Source organism: Sulfitobacter sp. TCYB15 (assembly GCF_040435955.1).
Taxonomy (GTDB): domain Bacteria; phylum Pseudomonadota; class Alphaproteobacteria; order Rhodobacterales; family Rhodobacteraceae; genus Sulfitobacter; species Sulfitobacter pontiacus.
The window spans coordinates 249,562-266,464 of the sequence record NZ_CP159193.1 but is presented as its reverse complement, the minus strand read 5'-3'; the positions used below and the strand labels follow the sequence as shown (position 1 = coordinate 266,464).

At 59.9% G+C, this 16,903-nt stretch carries 15 protein-coding genes; 9 read left to right on the top strand and 6 right to left on the bottom strand.

The window, feature by feature from the left end:
- Positions 1-150: 150 nt before the first annotated feature.
- From dapD to ABM428_RS01215, 8 genes are all read left to right on the top strand, one after another.
- Entirely contained in the window at positions 151-978 is an 828-nt protein-coding gene (gene dapD, locus ABM428_RS01250) for a 2,3,4,5-tetrahydropyridine-2,6-dicarboxylate N-succinyltransferase (protein ID WP_005850539.1), read from the top strand.
- A gap of 61 nt (positions 979-1,039) precedes the next feature.
- Positions 1,040-1,294 carry a GlsB/YeaQ/YmgE family stress response membrane protein gene (locus tag ABM428_RS01245; RefSeq protein WP_005850538.1) on the top strand — a complete coding sequence of 85 codons (255 nt, stop codon included), beginning with the start codon at positions 1,040-1,042 and terminating at the stop codon, positions 1,292-1,294.
- A gap of 61 nt (positions 1,295-1,355) precedes the next feature.
- Positions 1,356-1,694: a hypothetical protein gene (locus ABM428_RS01240; protein WP_005850537.1), complete on the top strand. Its 339-nt coding sequence runs from the start codon at positions 1,356-1,358 to the stop codon at positions 1,692-1,694.
- A gap of 139 nt (positions 1,695-1,833) precedes the next feature.
- Positions 1,834-2,979 (top strand): succinyl-diaminopimelate desuccinylase, encoded by a 1,146-nt coding sequence (dapE, locus tag ABM428_RS01235; protein WP_353628074.1) that lies wholly within the window; start codon positions 1,834-1,836, stop codon positions 2,977-2,979.
- Positions 2,976-3,398, top strand: coding sequence for a GNAT family N-acetyltransferase (locus ABM428_RS01230; protein WP_005850535.1), 423 nt, complete (start codon positions 2,976-2,978; stop codon positions 3,396-3,398). The genes dapE and ABM428_RS01230 overlap by 4 nt, the downstream gene beginning before the upstream one ends.
- Positions 3,395-3,997 carry a TIGR04282 family arsenosugar biosynthesis glycosyltransferase gene (locus tag ABM428_RS01225; protein WP_064217293.1) on the top strand — a complete coding sequence of 201 codons (603 nt, stop codon included), beginning with the start codon at positions 3,395-3,397 and terminating at the stop codon, positions 3,995-3,997. The genes ABM428_RS01230 and ABM428_RS01225 overlap by 4 nt, the downstream gene beginning before the upstream one ends.
- A 3-nt stretch (positions 3,998-4,000) precedes the next feature.
- Complete coding sequence (rnr, locus tag ABM428_RS01220) at positions 4,001-6,280, top strand: ribonuclease R (RefSeq protein WP_005850532.1); 2,280 nt, start codon at positions 4,001-4,003, stop codon at positions 6,278-6,280.
- Positions 6,281-6,403: 123 nt separating this feature from the next.
- Positions 6,404-7,663, top strand: coding sequence for a lytic murein transglycosylase (locus ABM428_RS01215; protein WP_240790836.1), 1,260 nt, complete (start codon positions 6,404-6,406; stop codon positions 7,661-7,663).
- 79 nt (positions 7,664-7,742) lie between these two features.
- On the opposite strand, the gene ABM428_RS01210 is transcribed toward ABM428_RS01215, so the two are convergent.
- The 6 genes from ABM428_RS01210 to ABM428_RS01185 form a co-directional block, all read right to left on the bottom strand.
- Positions 7,743-8,921, bottom strand: a complete 1,179-nt coding sequence (locus ABM428_RS01210; protein WP_037942574.1) for an ABC transporter permease — start codon at positions 8,919-8,921, stop codon at positions 7,743-7,745.
- Between the two features lie 4 nt (positions 8,922-8,925).
- Entirely contained in the window at positions 8,926-10,593 is a 1,668-nt protein-coding gene (locus ABM428_RS01205; RefSeq protein WP_005850527.1) for an ABC transporter permease, read from the bottom strand.
- A 100-nt stretch (positions 10,594-10,693) separates the two neighbouring features.
- Positions 10,694-11,809 (bottom strand): extracellular solute-binding protein, encoded by a 1,116-nt coding sequence (locus ABM428_RS01200; RefSeq protein ID WP_009825599.1) that lies wholly within the window; start codon positions 11,807-11,809, stop codon positions 10,694-10,696.
- Between the two features lie 111 nt (positions 11,810-11,920).
- Positions 11,921-13,021, bottom strand: a complete 1,101-nt coding sequence (locus tag ABM428_RS01195; protein ID WP_132997590.1) for an ABC transporter ATP-binding protein — start codon at positions 13,019-13,021, stop codon at positions 11,921-11,923.
- Between the two features lie 360 nt (positions 13,022-13,381).
- Positions 13,382-14,812 carry an aspartate aminotransferase family protein gene (locus ABM428_RS01190; protein WP_037954007.1) on the bottom strand — a complete coding sequence of 477 codons (1,431 nt, stop codon included), beginning with the start codon at positions 14,810-14,812 and terminating at the stop codon, positions 13,382-13,384.
- 121 nt (positions 14,813-14,933) lie between these two features.
- Entirely contained in the window at positions 14,934-15,614 is a 681-nt protein-coding gene (locus ABM428_RS01185) for a GntR family transcriptional regulator (RefSeq protein WP_051843876.1), read from the bottom strand.
- A gap of 146 nt (positions 15,615-15,760) precedes the next feature.
- On the opposite strand from ABM428_RS01185, the gene ABM428_RS01180 reads away from it, so the two are divergent.
- Positions 15,761-16,846: a polyamine ABC transporter substrate-binding protein gene (locus ABM428_RS01180; protein ID WP_260004246.1), complete on the top strand. Its 1,086-nt coding sequence runs from the start codon at positions 15,761-15,763 to the stop codon at positions 16,844-16,846.
- Positions 16,847-16,903 lie beyond the last annotated feature (57 nt).

Sequence of the window (16,903 nt, the reverse complement as noted above, 5' to 3'; positions counted from 1 at the left end):
TCTCCGGTCTGTGCGGGCGACGGGTGCCCTTTGCTGCAACATGCCTGCCTTTGCCGCAAATGACCACGCCATCCGACGTCATTGCACCACAGCCCCGACGACTGTATAGCCAAGCGCAACATTTGACCCTCATTCGCCGGAGCTAAACCCATGTCGAACGCCCAACTTGAAACCGCCATCGAAGCCGCCTGGGACGCCCGTGACACGATCACTTCGGCCACCACCGGCGAAACACGTGACGCGATCGAAGACACGCTGGCCGCGCTGGACAGCGGCAAGCTGCGCGTTGCCGAAAAGATGGAGAACGGCGACTGGCATGTGAACCAATGGGCCAAGAAAGCGGTCCTGCTGGGCTTCCGCATCAAGGATATGGAACAGCAAGACGGCGGCCCGCAGGGCAGCGGTTGGTGGGACAAGGTCGATAGCAAGTTCAAAGGCTGGAACGATGCCGACTGGAAAGAGGCGGGCTTTCGCGCCGTGCCCAACTGTGTCGTGCGCAAATCGGCCTATATCGCGCCGGGCGTCGTGCTGATGCCGTCCTTTGTGAACATCGGCGCCTACGTCGACAGCGGCACAATGGTGGACACATGGGCGACCGTCGGGTCGTGTGCGCAGATCGGCAAGAACGTCCACCTGTCGGGTGGTGTTGGCATCGGTGGCGTGCTCGAGCCCATGCAGGCCGGCCCGACAATCATCGAAGACAACTGCTTTATCGGTGCGCGTTCCGAGGTGGTCGAAGGCTGTATCGTCCGCGAAGGCTCCGTTCTGGGGATGGGGGTCTACATCGGCCAGTCGACCAAGATCCTCGACCGTGAAACCGGCGAAGTCTTCTATGGCGAAGTGCCCGCGGGGTCGGTCGTTGTGGCGGGGTCCATGCCGTCGAAGAACGGTGTGCACCTTTATTGCGCCGTGATCGTGAAGCGCGTCGACGAAAAGACCCGCTCCAAAACCTCGATCAACGAGCTGCTGCGCGACTAAGGGAACCTTTTCACAGACCTGTGAGTTCACTCTATGAAACAAGATTTATGGAGAATTTGAAATGACAGGTCTGGGTTGGTTCGCAGCAATAATCGTCGGTGGTCTGGCCGGTTGGATCGCGGAAAAGATCATGAAGTCCGATATGGGGCTGATCATGAACATTATTCTGGGGATCATTGGCGCGATCGTTGCCAACTTCCTGCTGATGACAATCGTCGGTGCGACCTTGGGTGGCTGGATTGGTCAACTGGTCGTCGGCGTCATCGGGGCCTGCCTGTTGATTTGGGTTACACGTTTGGTACGCGGACGTAGCTGACCCTTTTCAGACGACACAGAACACGATAGGGCTGCCGCATCTTAATGCGGTGGCCCTTTTTATGTCTGACCAGAAGAAACCCAAGAAACCGTCACGCCAGCAGGTCTATACGCTGCTGGTCGAGATTGGCCGCAAAGAGGGCGACGGCCTGCCGGACAAGGCGACGGGCGCTGCGCTGATGTGCTTTGCCTCGGGTATCGACGAAGCGGAAGCCGTGCGCGAGACGGTCGCCATCCTGAAACAGGCCGATACCAACCCGCTGGATGTGACCGGATATGGCACGATTGCCGACCGCGAGGCCGAAGGCCACGAGATTGACGAAGACGAACGGGCCTTGATGGCGCGGGCGCTGGACGAAAACTCTGTCATTATTGCGCAGATGACGCCTTTCTTCGACTAAGGTTCCTGCGCGGCTTTGCAGCGCTGGCGTGGGCTATGTGGCTCACCGCTTTGTGTATTTCCGCGCTGCCCCTTGGCTTTGGTACATTTTCCCCACAAATGTAGGGCAACACCGCGACACACGCCGAAGGAGCCCTCATATGTCCAGCATCGATCCCGTAGACCTGACCGCCAAACTGGTGCGTTGCCCGTCGGTCACCCCCGCAGATGGGGGCGCGCAAGAGGTGCTGTTCGATCTGCTGACCGAGGCGGGGTTTGACTGTGCCTGGGCGGACCGTGGAGGGATCAAGAACCTCTTTGCGCGTTGGGGCAACAAGGGTAACACCCGCAGCTTTGGCTTTAACGGTCACACCGATGTCGTGCCCATCGGGAACGAGGCCGACTGGACGATGCCGCCCTTTGGCGCAGAGATCAAAGACGGCATCATGTACGGGCGCGGCACCACCGATATGAAATCCGGTGTGGCAGCTTTCACCGCCGCGGCCATCGACTTTGTCCGCGACACGCCCCCGGATGGGTCCATCGTGCTGGCAATCACCGGCGACGAGGAAGCCGAAGGCATCGACGGCACTCGAGCCTTGCTGGATTACATGCAAGAGGCGGGCGAACGGATGGATGTTTGTCTGGTGGGGGAGCCGACATGTCCGAACAAAATGGGCGAGATGATCAAGATCGGGCGACGCGGGTCGCTGAACGCACATTTTCGCGTGATCGGCAAACAGGGCCATGCGGCCTATCCTCACCGCGCCAATAACCCGATGCCTGCGATGATGCGGCTTATGGATCAGCTTGCCTCGCATCAGCTGGACGAGGGGACGGACCATTTCGATCCCTCCACGCTGGCGATTGTCACCGTCGATACCGGCAACCCCGCGACCAACGTGATCCCCGCTGAAACCCGCGCGACGGTGAACATCCGTTTTAACGACAAGCATTCGGGCGCTAGCCTGACCACTTGGCTGGAGGAACAGGCCGCCGCGGTCCGCGACAGTTTCGGCGTGCAGGTCGAGCTCAAGGTTAAAATTTCGGGCGAGAGCTTTATCACGCCGCCGGGTGAGCTGTCTGATCTGGTGTCCAAAGCGGTGCAGGCAGAGACGGGGGTGACGCCCGAGCTATCCACCTCTGGCGGGACGTCGGATGCGCGGTTCATGAAGCACCATTGCCCTGTGGTTGAATTCGGGCTGGTTGGTCAGTCCATGCACGAGGTCGACGAAAACGTCGAGGTGGCGCAGATCCACCAGCTCAAATCCATCTATACCCGCATCCTGAAGGACTATTTCGCATGACCGCCCATATCGCCGTGACCGAAGACCTCGCCAGCTGTCACCTGCTGCGCCGCATCGTCTTTATCGAAGAGCAGAACGTGTCGGAAGCCGATGAAATGGACGACCGCGACGATGACGCGACGCATTTCCTTGCCACCGAGGAAGAGCTGCCGATCGGATCGGCGCGGATGCATATCAAGGGTGATACGGCCAAGATCGGGCGCGTATGTGTGATCAAATCCCACCGCGGTACGGGGCTTGGCGCGGCGTTGATCCGCGCGGCGGTAGACGAGGCGCGCAAGGATCCTGCCGTGCGCTTCGTGAAGCTCGGCGCGCAGTTGCATGCCTTGGGGTTCTACGAAAAGCTGGGGTTCGTGGCGCAGGGGCCGGTCTTTGACGACGCCGGCATTGATCATCGCGAGATGGTGCTGTCGCTTTGAACCGCACGCTGGTCATCATGGTGAAAGAGCCGCTGCCGGGGCGGGTCAAGACGCGGCTTGGCCGTGATCTGGGCATGACCGCTGCCGCGTGGTGGTTCCGGCATCAGACCCGCGCGTTGATCCGCCGTGTGCAAGACCCGCGCTGGCAGGTGGTGCTGGCGGTCGCGCCGGATCGGGCGGGGCTGTCCAGCCGTGTCTGGCCCGCGCATCTGCCGCGCTGGCCGCAGGGGCGCGGTGATCTGGGGGATCGTATGGGTCGTATGCTGCGTGCTGCGCCCGCGGGGCCGGTCTGCGTCATCGGGGCGGATATTCCGGGTGTGACCGCGGCGCGGGTGGCTGATGCGTTTCGCGCGCTCGGGTCGCATGACGCGGTGTTCGGGCCTGCACCGGACGGGGGCTATTGGCTGGTCGGGCTGAAACGCGCCCGCCCCGTGCCGCCGCGCCTGTTTGAAAACGTCCGCTGGTCCACGGAGCATGCGCTGGCCGATACCGTCGCCACGCTGCCCGATCACCGCATCGCACAGGTCGCCACATTGCGGGACGTGGATACAATCGACGATTTGCCCATGACGAAGCGGGGTGCGCGTGCTACCTCGTGAAGCATGAGCAAAATACCTTCAAAGCCCGAGATCCTTGACTGGATCGCCGAAAACCCCACTCTGACCGCCAAGCGTGACATCGCCAAGGCGTTCGGCATCAAGGGGGCGGCCCGGATCGATCTGAAACGCGTGCTGAAAGAGCTGGAGGCCGAAGGCCATCTGGAAAAGCGCAAGCGCAGCTATCAGGACCCTGACCGCTTGCCGCCGGTGTCTGTGTTGCAGGTCACGGGGCCGGACAAAGATGGCGATCTGTTTGCCAAACCGATGGAGTGGCAGGGTGAAGGCGTGGAGCCCGTGGTGCTGGTGATCCCCCGTGCCTCTGACCCGGCCTTGGGTGCGGGCGACCGTATTCTGGCGCGGTTGACGTTGGTACAGGCGCAAGACCACCACTACGAGGCGCGGCTGATCCGCCGCATTGGTGCGAACCCGCAGCGGGTCTTGGGCATCTTCCGCAAGACCACAGAGGGCGGGCGCATTGTGCCCATCGACAAAGGGTCCGACAAGGAATGGTGGGTGCCCGGAGACGCGACCCACGGGGCCAAGGATGGCGAGCTGGTCGAGGCGGAGCAGGCCGGACCAAAGGCGCGCATGGGATCGCCGCGGGCGCGTATCGTTGAACGGCTGGGGGACCCGTCGGCACCCAAGGCCGTGTCCCTGATCGCGATCCACCAGCATGGTATCCCCGACGACTTTCCTGACGACGTGATGGCGCAGGCCGATGCCGCAAAACCAGTGGGCCTGAAAGGGCGCGAGGATCTGCGCGATTTGCCCCTGATCACCATCGACCCGTCGGACGCGCGGGACCATGATGACGCATGCTATGCCCATGCTGACGAAGACCCCAAGAACGAGGGCGGCCATGTCGTCTGGGTCGCAATTGCCGATGTGGCCGCCTATGTCACCCCCGGCTCTGCGCTGGACCGCGAGGCGCGCAAACGGGGCAATTCCACCTATTTCCCTGACCGTGTGGTGCCGATGCTGCCCGACCGTCTGTCGGGAGATCTGTGTTCGTTGCACGAAGGCGTGCCGCGGGCCTGTATCGCTGTCCGCATGGTGCTGGATGCGGCGGGCAACAAGATCGGCCATAGCTTCCATCGTGGGCTGATGCGCTCTCCCGCGTCGCTGCACTACGAAGAGGTGCAGGACGCGATTGATGGTGCCCCCAATGACCGCACCGGCCCGTTGCTGGACCCTGTGCTAAAACCGATCTACGCCGCCTATGCCGCCTTGAAAGCTGCCCGCGCCGAGCGTCAGCCGCTGGACCTTGACCTGCCCGAGCGGCGGATCGAACTGGACAAGGACGGCACCGTGAAATCGGTGAACTTCAAGGACCGGCTGGATGCGCACCGCTTGATCGAAGAGTTCATGGTGCTAGCCAATGTCGCCGCCGCCGAGACTCTGCTGTCCAAGAAAACGCCGCTGCTTTATCGCATCCACGAAGAGCCCTCTCCCGCCAAGCTGGACGCCTTGCGCGAAACCGCGCAGGCGGCGGGCTATACGCTGGCCAAGGGACAGGTGCTGCATACGCGCCATCTGAATAAGCTGCTGAACGATGCGGCGGGCACTGATGATGCCGAGCTGATCAACCTGTCGACCCTGCGGTCGATGACGCAAGCCTATTACGGGCCTGCGCATATCGGGCACTTTGGTCTGGCGCTGCGGTCCTACGCGCATTTCACCTCTCCGATCCGGCGCTACGCGGATTTGATCGTGCACCGCGCGTTGATCACTGCCCACGGCTGGGGCAATGACGGGCTAAGCCAGCATGATATCGAGGACATCGAACAGACCGGCGCGCATATCTCGGACACGGAACGCCGGTCGATGATGGCAGAGCGTGACACCACCGATCGCTATCTCGCGTCCTATCTGTCGGAACGTGTGGGCAATGAATTCTCGGGCCGGATCAGCGGCGTGGCGCGATTTGGGGCCTTTGTGAAGCTGGATGAAACCGGTGCCGACGGGCTGCTGCCCATGCGGTCGCTGGGGCGCGAGTATTTCCATTTCGACCAAGAAGCCGGCACGCTGATGGGGTCGGATACGGGCATGATCATCTCTGTCGGGCAGCGTGTCACCGTGCGCCTGTCAGAGGCGGTTCCGGTCACCGGGGGCATCGCGCTGGAGCTGCTGACGCTTGAGGGTGACGCCCTGCCCAAGGGCGGCCAAGGGGTGCGGCGCGGACGCGGTGGGCCTGCGGGCCGCACCAACCCCAAGCGCAAGGGTGTCAAAGCCAAGCGCAAGGCGGATAAGGTGAAACGCAAGGTCAAACGCACACGACGCTGACCCCGGAGCGGGGACACGAGGCAGGAACAGGCGGGCAGTAACACGCACAGCGGGCAACTCCGCCTTTCTGGGCGCGGCGTTTGACGCTAGGCTTGCAGCGTGATGCTGGGGAAGGGCGCGGGAATGGAACTGCTGAAAATTGGCGTATTGGTTGGCGGGGTGACACTGTCGGTGACGGCTGCCACAGGTGTGATCGCTGCGGGGGCCGAGGGTACTGCGCGCCCACCCGCCATGGTGCAAAAGCCGGGCAACGCGGCGGGGTTGCAGGACTGGGTGACCGCCTTTCGTGCGCGTGCATTGGCCGCAGGGATCGACGGTGCGGTCTTTGACCGCGCGATGCAGACCGTGCGCTATGACCCGCAGGTCATCCGCCGCGACCGCAACCAATCCGAATTCACCAAAACAATCTGGGCCTATCTTGAGACCGCGACCTCTGATTTGCGGGTCACCAACGGGAAGAAGGCGCTGGCCGAACAGGCCGACGCGCTGTCACAAATCGAAACGCGCTATGGCGTCGAGAAAGAGATCGTCACCGCGATCTGGGGGCTCGAAAGCGCCTATGGCACCTTCAGGGGCAGCGATCCGGTGCTCAGCTCGCTGGCGACATTGGCCTATGACGGACGGCGGAGGGCGTTCTTTGAAGGGGAGCTGCTGGACGCGCTGCGGATCTTGCAGGCGGGCGATACCACGCCCGCGAGGATGCAGGGCAGTTGGGCTGGTGCAATGGGGCACACGCAGTTCATGCCCTCGTCTTTCCAGCAATATGCCGAGGATTTTACCGGCGATGGCAAACGCGATATCTGGAGCGATGATCCACGTGACGCGCTTGCCTCTACCGCGGCGTATCTCAAGCATTTCGGATGGGTCCAAGGGCAGCCTTGGGGCGTCGAGGTTCGCCTGCCCGAGGGGTTCGACTATCTTCTGGCGGGGCGGGATATCCTGAAAACGGCAGCGGAATGGCGTGCGCTTGGGGTGCGCCCTGTGACAGGATCGCTGGGGGATCACGGCCCTGCGTCACTACTTTTGCCCGCTGGGGCAGAGGGCGCGGCGTTTCTGATCTATGCCAATTTCGCGGTGATCGAACGCTATAATTCGGCCGATGCCTATGTGATCGGTGTGGGGCATCTGGCGGACCGTATCGCCGGGGGCGGGCCGATCGAGGCCAGCTGGCCGGTGCAAGACCGCGCGCTGACCTATGATGAACGGATCGAGCTTCAGACGCAGTTGACGGCGCAGGGGTTTGATACGGTCCAGATCGACGCCAAGATCGGCCCGCTGACCATCAATGCGGTGCGCGATTTCCAATTGTCGCAGGGGCTTGTGCCTGACGGCTATGCCTCCCCCCGATTGTTGGAGACGCTGCGCGCAGCCGCGGCGGAATAATCTGGCGTAAATGAAACGCGCCGGACCTTTGGGTCCGGCGCGTGCCTTCGGCGAGGATTTTAAACCATTTGGAAGCGGCTTAGCCGGGTGACATCCCGCGCAGCCGTTCGGAGCGGCGGCGCAGCAGTTCGACCACGGTCAGCAGGCAGATCGAGATGACCACGAGGATCGTCGCAACGGCAAGGATCGTGGGGCTGATCTGTTCGCGCAGGCCTGTGAACATCTGCCACGGGAGCGTTTTCTGACCGGCAGAGCCGACAAAGAGCACCACGACGACTTCGTCAAACGAGGTGATGAAGGCGAACAAACCGCCCGAGATCACGCCCGGCAGGATCAACGGCATTTGCACGCGAAAGAAGGTTGTGACCGGATTGGCCCCCATATTCGCCGCCGCGCGGGTCAGAGACCGGTCAAAGCCTACCAGTGTCGCGGTGACGGTGATGATGACGAAGGGGATGCCCAATGCCGCGTGTGCCAGGACAACGCCGACATATGTGCCCTGCAGGCCGACGCGGCTGTAAAAGAAGTACATGCCCGCCGCCGAGATGATCAGCGGGACGATCATGGGCGAGATCAGGATTGCCATGATCGCGCGCCGGAACGGCACGTGCTGCTGGCTCAGGCCAATGGCCGCGAGGGTACCGAAGCTGACCGACAGAAGGGTCGCGGCCGGGGCGATCTTGATCGAGTTCCAGACAGCACCTTGCCATGCGGAGCTGCTGAAAAAGTCCTTGTAGTGGCGCAGCGAATACCCTTCGGGATCGAAACGCAGCATTTCAGGGGTGAAGGTAAAGAAGTTCTCGGCGTTGAAGCTGAGTGGCATGACCACGAGGATCGGTGTGATCAGGAACACAAGGATCGCGCCGCAAATGATGCGGAAGGCAAAGTGCCAAAGCACCTGACCCGGGGTTAGATAGGGCGCGACCTTGGCGCGGTAGCGTCCCTCGTAGAGCCAGAAGCTGAACCAGCCGAAGAACCAGCCGAAGATGGCCCCTAGGACCAGCAAGGGCACGCCGCCCAGAATAAAGCCGATCACCGCCAGCAGAATGACAGAGGTCCAGCGAGCGATGGTTTCGTTCTTGATCAGCTGCGTCAGCACAAAGGCCAGCGCCCCCATGGAGAGCGCTCCGATTAGGATGCCCAGCAGTCCGCTGCCTTGGGCGGTGCCGACAAAGAGCCCGGCAAAGGCGCCTGCTGCGGCGACAACCGGTACATAGAAACCGACGGGTTTGCGGGAGATAGGTGTGAGTGCGACCATGATATCAGCCTCCCAGTTTCACGTTGTCGATGCCGACGATCTTGTCGTAGGCCCAGTAAAGCCCAAGCACCACGGCCAGCAGGATCGCCCCGAGCGCGGCTGCGAGGCCCCAGTTGAGCGAGCTGGAGATGTGGTAGGCAATCCGGTTGGAGATGAATGTCCCCGTGGTGCCGCCGACGATTTCCGGCGTGATGTAGTAGCCGATCGATAGGATGAACACGAGGATCGACCCCGCGCCGATGCCGGGCACTGATTGCGGGAAATACACGCGCCAGAAGGCTGTCCAGTTCGTGGCCCCCAGTGACTTTGCCGCACGTAGATAGCTGGGCGGTACTGTTTGCATCACGGAATAGAGCGGCAGGATCATGAAGGGCAGCAGGATGTGCGTCATCGCGATGATCGTGCCGGTTTGGTTGTTGATCAGCGCAAGACGGCTGTCATCGGCCACCAGCCCCAGCCACACCAGTGTATCGTTGATCACACCCTGTTGTTGCAGCATGACCTTCCACGCTGATGTCCGCACCAGAAGCGAGGTCCAGAAGGGCAGCAGCACGAGGATCATCAGCAGGTTCGCGGTACGCGCGGGCAGGTTGGCGAGGATCCACGCCACCGGATAGCCCAGCAGGATACAGCTGAGGGTGATGCAGACCGACATGAACAGCGTGCGCAGGAACAGCGTGCCGTAGATGCGTTCGTTGTCGGGGCGGAATTCGGGACCGTCAGCCGTTTTCTGCATGTCGACGGCATTCAGGAAATAGCCGTTGGTCAGCGCGGGGCTGTAGGCGCGGATGGTGCTCCAGATCGGGGTTTTGCCCCAATCGTCGTCAATCTCGGTGAAGGCTGTTTTGTAATCGACTGCGTCGAATGTAGGGGCGGCTGCGGCAGCCTCGGTCAACTCGGCTGATGCCGGGCCTGAATAGCTGGCGATTTGCGATGCCGTGGGGCCTGTCAGGTCGTCATAGAGAGCTGAGTAGATCAGCGCCCATGGGTCTTCCTTGTACAGGTTGTCTTCGTCGTCGTTCTGAACGAAGTCGGCGAAAATTTCGTAGTATTCTGCGGTCTCGGGCAAAAGCTCTGCCATGCCTTCGCGCATTTCAAACGCGGGCTGGTCGTCGCCGGAGGATTTTTTCCAGTCGGAAATCTCTGCCAGCCATGCGTCGGAGCCAAGCAGAGCGTTCCAGTTTTCGCCCTTCTTCCAGAAGTCGTTCAGATCCTCGAACTGGTCCTGAAACACTTCACCAATGTCATCCACGCCGCGGCCGGATTTGCGGAACAGGGACGATGCACCGGTCAGCTCGTAGTTGAGCCTTGAGCCCAGACGGGTGTGCAATTTGCGTTCCTGTGCGATGAACAGGTCTTCGTAGAGCGCCTTGTAGACGGGGGCACCGGGGGTTTCACCGCTTTCGCTGTCCCAGTCGGAAAGGGTTTGCGTGGTACGGGGCAGCGTGTCGCTGACGATCTGGTTCTCGACAGAGCGGAACAGCATATCGGCGATCGGCGCGATAAAGGTGATCAGGATAAAGATCAGCAGAGGGGCGATCAGCAAAAGCGCGCTGAGCTTCTGACGACGGAGCGCACGGTTCAGGCTGCGTTTCAGCGGTGTGCCGTCCGCGGCCAGCATCGGGCCGGTCTGTTCAGGTGTGTCGTTCGTCGCGTCGGCGGTATCGCTCATATCGGCCCCATGGGGTTAGGTCGCTGGAAGGTCGGGAAAATGGAAAAACAAATAAGGGGTGGAGGAGGCCAAAGCGGCCTCCTCCGAATGGTTCAGGCGATTATTGCGCCAACCATGCCTGGAACTTCGCGTCGATGTCGTCGCGGTAGTCAGCCCAGAACTCGTAGTTGTAGAGGAACGTGTTCTTTGCGTTGGCCGGGTCGGTTGGCATGTGTGGTGCCATGTCGATGCCCAGTTCTGCGTGCTTGCCAACCATAGGAGCGGAGGACAAACGGGCAGGGCCGTAGCTGATGTACTGCGATTGATCCGCCAGACGCTGGGTGTCTGTCGCGAATTTCACGAAGTCTTTGACGCGCGCCAGACGGTCGTCAGGCAGACCTGCTGGGATGATCCAACCGTCAAGGTCGAACACCTGCGCGTCCCACAGCATTGCAACGGGCTGGTCTTGCTCTTCGATAACGCTGAACAGACGGCCGTTGTAGGTGGAACCCATGACGACTTCACCATCGGCCAGCAGCTGTGGCGTGTCGGCACCGGCGGACCACCAGATCACGTCGTCCTTGATGGTGTCGAGCTTGGCCAGAGCCTGTTCCTGACCTTCTGGAGTTGCCAGAACGTCATAGACTTCGTCCTTTGCAACGCCGTCACAGAGCAGCGCCCATTCCATGTTGTTGATCGGACGCTTTTCAAGCGCGCGCTTGCCTGGGTAGGCTTCGGTGTCGAAGACGTCGCAGATTTTGGTTGGGGGCGTGTCGCCAACCATGTCTGTGCGATACCCGAATGTGGTCGAATACACGATCTGCGGGATAAAGCAGTCGCTGACCAGCAGGTCGCCAAAGTCGTCTTCAGCGGATGTCCCGTCGGGGGCTTCAGCCAGCATCTCGTCCGCGTCGATTTCCATCGCCAGACCTTCGTCGCACAGGCGGATGGCGTCAGCGGCAACCACGTCGACCAGATCCCAGGTCACGTTGCCGGCTTCGTTCATCGCGCGCAGCTTTGCCACGGCTTCGTTGGAGCTTTCATCCCAAACAGCAGAGAGTTCAGGGTGCATTTCCAGATAGGGCTGCAGATACGCTTTGTCTTGGCTGGCTTGGTAAGCGCCACCCCAGGAAACAAGCGTCATCTCTTTGGCCATGTCCGCATGCGCATCGGCGAATGCCAATGTGCCAGCGCCAATGATCGCGGAGGATGCGAGTAGCGTTGTCGTAAACTTCATTAGATAGTCTCCCATTATATGCCCGTTAGGGTCTTGAGGGTGTGATATCGGGCTTAACCACAGCCTCGTGCGACGCCGTCGAACGTTGGACGGCCGGCCGCGTCCTGACGCTTATGCGTCGAGGGCGCGGCAATCCTCTGCCAGCCAGCCAATCTCGATCTGCTGGCCTGGCTTCAAACGTACCTGATCGGGTGCGTTTCGTGTCTTGATGATAAAGTTGTCGGTCCCGGCAACCCGCAGGCGGGTGCGGAAGATGTCGCCCATATAGACGAATTCAAGCACTTCGGCTTTCAGGGTATGCGCCCCTTCCTGCATCCGTTCCTTGTTGAATTCAACGCGTTCGGGGCGGATCGATACGCGGGTGCGTTCGCCGGCGCGGGTCACGTTGATCGGCTTGGCCTCGATCAGGCCGCCGCCGTCCAGCTGCACAAGGCAAGTGCCGCCCTTGATCTCGGTCACGACGCCTTCAAGAGTGTTATTCTCGCCGATGAACTGCGCAACAAAGCTGTTTTCGGGCTCTTCATACAGCAGGTCGGGCGGGGCCAACTGTTGGATGCGCCCGTTTTCAAACACGGCCACGCGGTCGGACATCGTCAGCGCTTCGGTCTGGTCGTGGGTCACGTAGACCACGGTGATGCCCAGTTCATGCGCCAGATGCGTGATCTCGAACTGCAATGTTTCGCGCAGCTGTTTGTCCAACGCCCCCAGCGGTTCGTCCATCAACACCAGTTCGGGTTCGAAGACCAAAGCACGGGCCAAGGCAACGCGTTGCTGCTGACCACCGGAAAGCTGTGCCGGACGGCGGCCGCCGAAGTCGCCCATCTGAACACGGTCCAGCGCGATCTTCACTTTCTCTTCACGCTCGGACTTGCCGATCTTGCGCACCTCAAGCGGGAAGGCGAGGTTTTCGGCAACGGTCATATGCGGGAAAAGCGCGTAGTTCTGGAACACCATGCCAATGCCGCGTTTGTGCGGCGGGATGTTGTTGATCGATTTACCATCAAGCCGGATGTCGCCATGCGTGGCCGTTTCGAAACCCGCCAGCATCATCAGGCAGGTGGTCTTGCCGGACCCCGATGGCCCGAGCATTGTCAGAAACTCGCCTTTCGGCATCGACAGGTTGAGGTCTTTTACGACGAGATTTTCGCCGTCATAGCTTTTCTGCACGCGTTCAAATTCTACGAACGCATTCGTTGCTGAAGTATCTGCCAAAGCTGGCTCCCCGTTTATTGTGACGTTCAAGCGCCCTTGTTGACAGGAAGTTAAAACTGGCTGGTTTCCGCTTTGCAACCAATTAACGACACTTTTGGGCAGAAAGCGTCAATTGCGGGAAGATCGACGGTTATTTGACAAGAAACAGTTCTTTTGCCTGCGGAATTACTGTGCAGCCTGCTTGAAATAAGGGGAATTCGTTAATATCTGCCATAGGTTAAGCCTCAGCGGCTCGCCCCGAACCCGGCGATTTTGAGCGCTGGTCAGCCTCTGCCGATGTCGCAAACAGACAAGTCCTTGCAGGGCTTCCAGCGGCGGGACGGGCGACCTTTGCGCCGCGTCCCGAATGTATGTCACGCCTTAGCCGAGCGGCGATTCAGCGTCTTGCGCGTGGTCTTCGGCTGCCTTGAGCAGGCCGCCTTCTTTGACCGCGGTATAGGTTTCATCCAGCGCTTTGGTGGCGCGCGTCATGAATACTTTGATCTCTTCTGGGGTGATCACCAGCGGTGGCGAGATGATCATCCGGTCGCCGACGTGGCGCATCACCAGATTATTCGCAAAGCAGCGTTCACGACACATATAACCGACGGTTCCTGCATCGCCTGCGAACTTCGACCGCGTTTCTTTGCGCGGGGACAGCGGCAGCGACGCCATAAGACCCGCGACGTTGACGGTGCCGACCAAAGGATGCTCTGCCAGTTTGGCCAGCCCTTCCTTCAGGGCGGGGGCGGCAACATTGTTCACGTGATCCAGAATGTTTTCGTCCTGCATAATCCGCAGGTTTTCCAGTGCCACGGCCGAGCAAACGGGGTGCCCCGAATAGGTATAGCCGTGATTGAACTCCCCAGACCCGATGGTCTGCGCGATCTCGTCACAAACGATGGACCCGCCAATCGGCTGGTAGCCAGAGCTTAGGCCCTTGGCGATGGTCATGATATGCGGCTTGATCCCCATCGTCTCGGAGCCGAACCAGCTGCCTGTGCGGCCAAAACCACAGATCACCTCGTCCGCGATGATCAATACATTGTACTTGTCACAAATACGCTGGATTTCGGGCCAGTAGGTGCTTGGCGGCACGATAACCCCGCCCGCGCCCTGAATGGGTTCACCGATGAACGCCGCGACATTATCTGCCCCAAGCTCAAGGATCTTGGCCTCAAGCTCTTGCGCGCGGGCAAGGCCGAACGCCTCGGGCGTGAGGTCGCCACCTTCCACCCACCAGTCAGGCTGGTTGATGTGGTGAATACCGGGGATCGGCATGCCGCCCTGTTCGTGCATATAGCTCATGCCACCAAGAGAGCCGGACCCCATCGACGACCCGTGGTAGGCATTCTTGCGGCTGATGATGTGGGATTTCTCTGGCTTCCCTTTCATGGCCCAATAGGTGCGCACCATCCGGATGTTGGTGTCATTCGCTTCGGACCCCGACCCGGCAAAGAATACATGGTTCAGATCGCCGGGGGCCAGTGACGCGATCTCTTTTGCAAGAGCGATGGCGGGCACGTGCGAGGTCATGAAGAAAGTGTTGTAGTAATTCAGCTCGAGCATCTGGCGCGCGGCGACGTCGGCCATTTCCTGACGGCCATACCCGATGTTGACGCACCAAAGTCCCGCCATCCCGTCAAGGATCTCGTTCCCCTCACTGTCGGTCAGGTAGACGCCCTTGGCACGGGTGATAATCCGCGCGCCCTTCTCGGCAAGTTCGTCATTGGTGGTGAACGGGTGCATGTGATGCGCGGCGTCAAGTGCTTGCAGCTCGGCGGTGGGCATGTGGTTGGTGATATGGGCCATAAAGAACACCTCTGGGAATGGGGAGGGAAGATTGGGCTCAGAATATGATCAAATTATACAGAGTCAATCGAATCGCTCTGCTGTGGTGACGATAAACGGCTATCAGCCGATCAGATTTTAATCAAAGAGAGGCGCGAATCTGGACCATGCCCTGAGAAACATCCTCGGTCATGGCCTGCGCAGCCTTTGCCGCATCGCCTTCGCGAAAAGCCGCCAGCAAGTCGGCATGTTTATCTGGCAGGTTCGACGTGCCAAACCGACCGCAGACCACGCGCAGCGACGGGCCGAACATCAGCCATAAACGGTCGACGGTCGCGGCCAGAATAGGGGCCTCGGCACAGGTGTTGACGATGGTGTGAAAGCGGTAGTTCTGGGTCAGGTATTCGCCGATATCCCCACGATCAATCGCGTGGTTCAGCGCGTCGTCCACCTGTGCAAGTTCGCTTAAAACAGTCTCTGACATGCGGCTTGTGGCCCGTTGAGCAAGCTCTGCTTCAAGAGTTTTTCGCATGAATTCCAGCTCGTTAACCCCTTCGAGGTCCAGCACAGGGACCGATACGCGGCGATTGCCCTGATGCACCAGCGCGCCTTCGGCGATCAAACGGCGCAGCGCTTCGCGCACCGGGGTCATGCCCGCATCAAGGGTTTCCGCGAGGCCTTGAATGGTGACCGCTTGACCGGGGGCAAGATCGCCGAACAGGATCAGCTTGCGCACGCGTTCATAGACATGCTGATGGGCCGGCACCTTGGCCGGGCTTTCCAAAGGCTTTTGCGACGCAAGGTCAGCGGAATTTACGTTCATCAAATTTGCCTAAATTGTACTCAACCACATTTTGAACCACGGCATGCACCTGCGTAAAATTATAAATGATCTTGTCGCATGACGCAAAACTTGATCAAATTGACGAAAGGTTCGGATCAACTGAGCCTACACAACGGGAGATGACAATGAAATATAGCTTGCTCAGCTCAATCGCAGCAACGGCATTGATCGCCACCAGCGCCTTGGGTGAAGAGGTGCGGGTCTATAACTGGTCCGACTACATCGACGAAGACCTGTTGCAGAAATTTGAAAAAGAAACCGGCATCGATCTGATCTATGACGTGTTTGACAGTAACGAAGTGCTTGAAACCAAGATGCTTGCAGGCGGGTCCGGCTATGACGTGGTTGTCCCGACCGGCACCTTCCTTGAACGCCAGATCACGGCGGGGGTTTTCCAGAAGCTCGACAAAGACAAGCTGCCGAACATCACCAACATGTGGGATGTGATCGAGGACCGCGTATCGAAATACGACCCCGGTAACGAATATGCCGTTAACTATATGTGGGGCACCACCGGGCTTGGCGTGAACATGACCAAGGTTAAGGAAGTGCTGGGCGAAGATGCCCCTGTTGATTCGCTTGACCTCGTATTCAAGCCCGAGAATATGGAAAAGCTGGCCGAATGTGGCGTGCATTTCCTTGACGCTCCGACAGAAATGATCCCCGCGGCGCTGAAGTTTCTGGGCGAAGAGCCTCAATCCCAGGACCTCGACGTGATCGCGAAGGCAGAGCCTGTTTTGACGGCGGTTGCCCCCCACGTTCAAAAATTCCACAGCTCGGAGTATATTAACGCACTGGCCAACGGTGATATCTGCGTTGCCTTCGGTTGGTCGGGTGACATCCTGCAATCGCGTGACCGCGCGGCCGAGGCGGATAACGGTGTCGAAATCGCCTATTACGCGCCAAAAGAAGGGGCGCTGATGTGGTTCGACAATATGGCTATTCCAGCGGATGCGCCAAACCCGGATGGGGCGCATAAGTTCTTGAATTTCATGATGGACGCAAAGAATATGGCCGCCGCGTCGAACTACGTTTACTATGCGAATGGCAACAAGGCGAGCCAAGAGTTCCTTGCCGAGGACGTGATCGGGGACACAGCGATTTACCCAGACGAAGCCACGCTGGAAAACCTGTATACCATTTCTTCATATTCACCCAAGGTACAGCGTGTCATCACGCGTATGTGGACGAAGATCAAATCTGGTATCTAAAATCGCATCGGGTCAAAGCCTTACCGGTTTTGACCCGATCAACCGGACCCTTCCATC

Excerpts from the sequence above, each read along its gene's own strand:
- dapD (WP_005850539.1), top strand. The coding sequence starts at position 151 with ATGTCGAACGCCCAACTTGAAACCGCCATCGAAGCCGCCTGGGACGCC.
- ABM428_RS01245 (WP_005850538.1), top strand. The coding sequence starts at position 1,040 with ATGACAGGTCTGGGTTGGTTCGCAGCAATAATCGTCGGTGGTCTGGCC.
- ABM428_RS01240 (WP_005850537.1), top strand. The coding sequence starts at position 1,356 with ATGTCTGACCAGAAGAAACCCAAGAAACCGTCACGCCAGCAGGTCTAT.
- dapE (WP_353628074.1), top strand. The coding sequence starts at position 1,834 with ATGTCCAGCATCGATCCCGTAGACCTGACCGCCAAACTGGTGCGTTGC.
- ABM428_RS01230 (WP_005850535.1), top strand. The coding sequence starts at position 2,976 with ATGACCGCCCATATCGCCGTGACCGAAGACCTCGCCAGCTGTCACCTG.
- rnr (WP_005850532.1), top strand. The coding sequence starts at position 4,001 with ATGAGCAAAATACCTTCAAAGCCCGAGATCCTTGACTGGATCGCCGAA.
- ABM428_RS01215 (WP_240790836.1), top strand. The coding sequence starts at position 6,404 with ATGGAACTGCTGAAAATTGGCGTATTGGTTGGCGGGGTGACACTGTCG.
- ABM428_RS01210 (WP_037942574.1), bottom strand. The coding sequence starts at position 8,921 with ATGGTCGCACTCACACCTATCTCCCGCAAACCCGTCGGTTTCTATGTA.
- ABM428_RS01205 (WP_005850527.1), bottom strand. The coding sequence starts at position 10,593 with ATGAGCGATACCGCCGACGCGACGAACGACACACCTGAACAGACCGGC.
- ABM428_RS01200 (WP_009825599.1), bottom strand. The coding sequence starts at position 11,809 with ATGAAGTTTACGACAACGCTACTCGCATCCTCCGCGATCATTGGCGCT.
- ABM428_RS01190 (WP_037954007.1), bottom strand. The coding sequence starts at position 14,812 with ATGGCCCATATCACCAACCACATGCCCACCGCCGAGCTGCAAGCACTT.
- ABM428_RS01185 (WP_051843876.1), bottom strand. The coding sequence starts at position 15,614 with ATGAACGTAAATTCCGCTGACCTTGCGTCGCAAAAGCCTTTGGAAAGC.
- ABM428_RS01180 (WP_260004246.1), top strand. The coding sequence starts at position 15,761 with ATGAAATATAGCTTGCTCAGCTCAATCGCAGCAACGGCATTGATCGCC.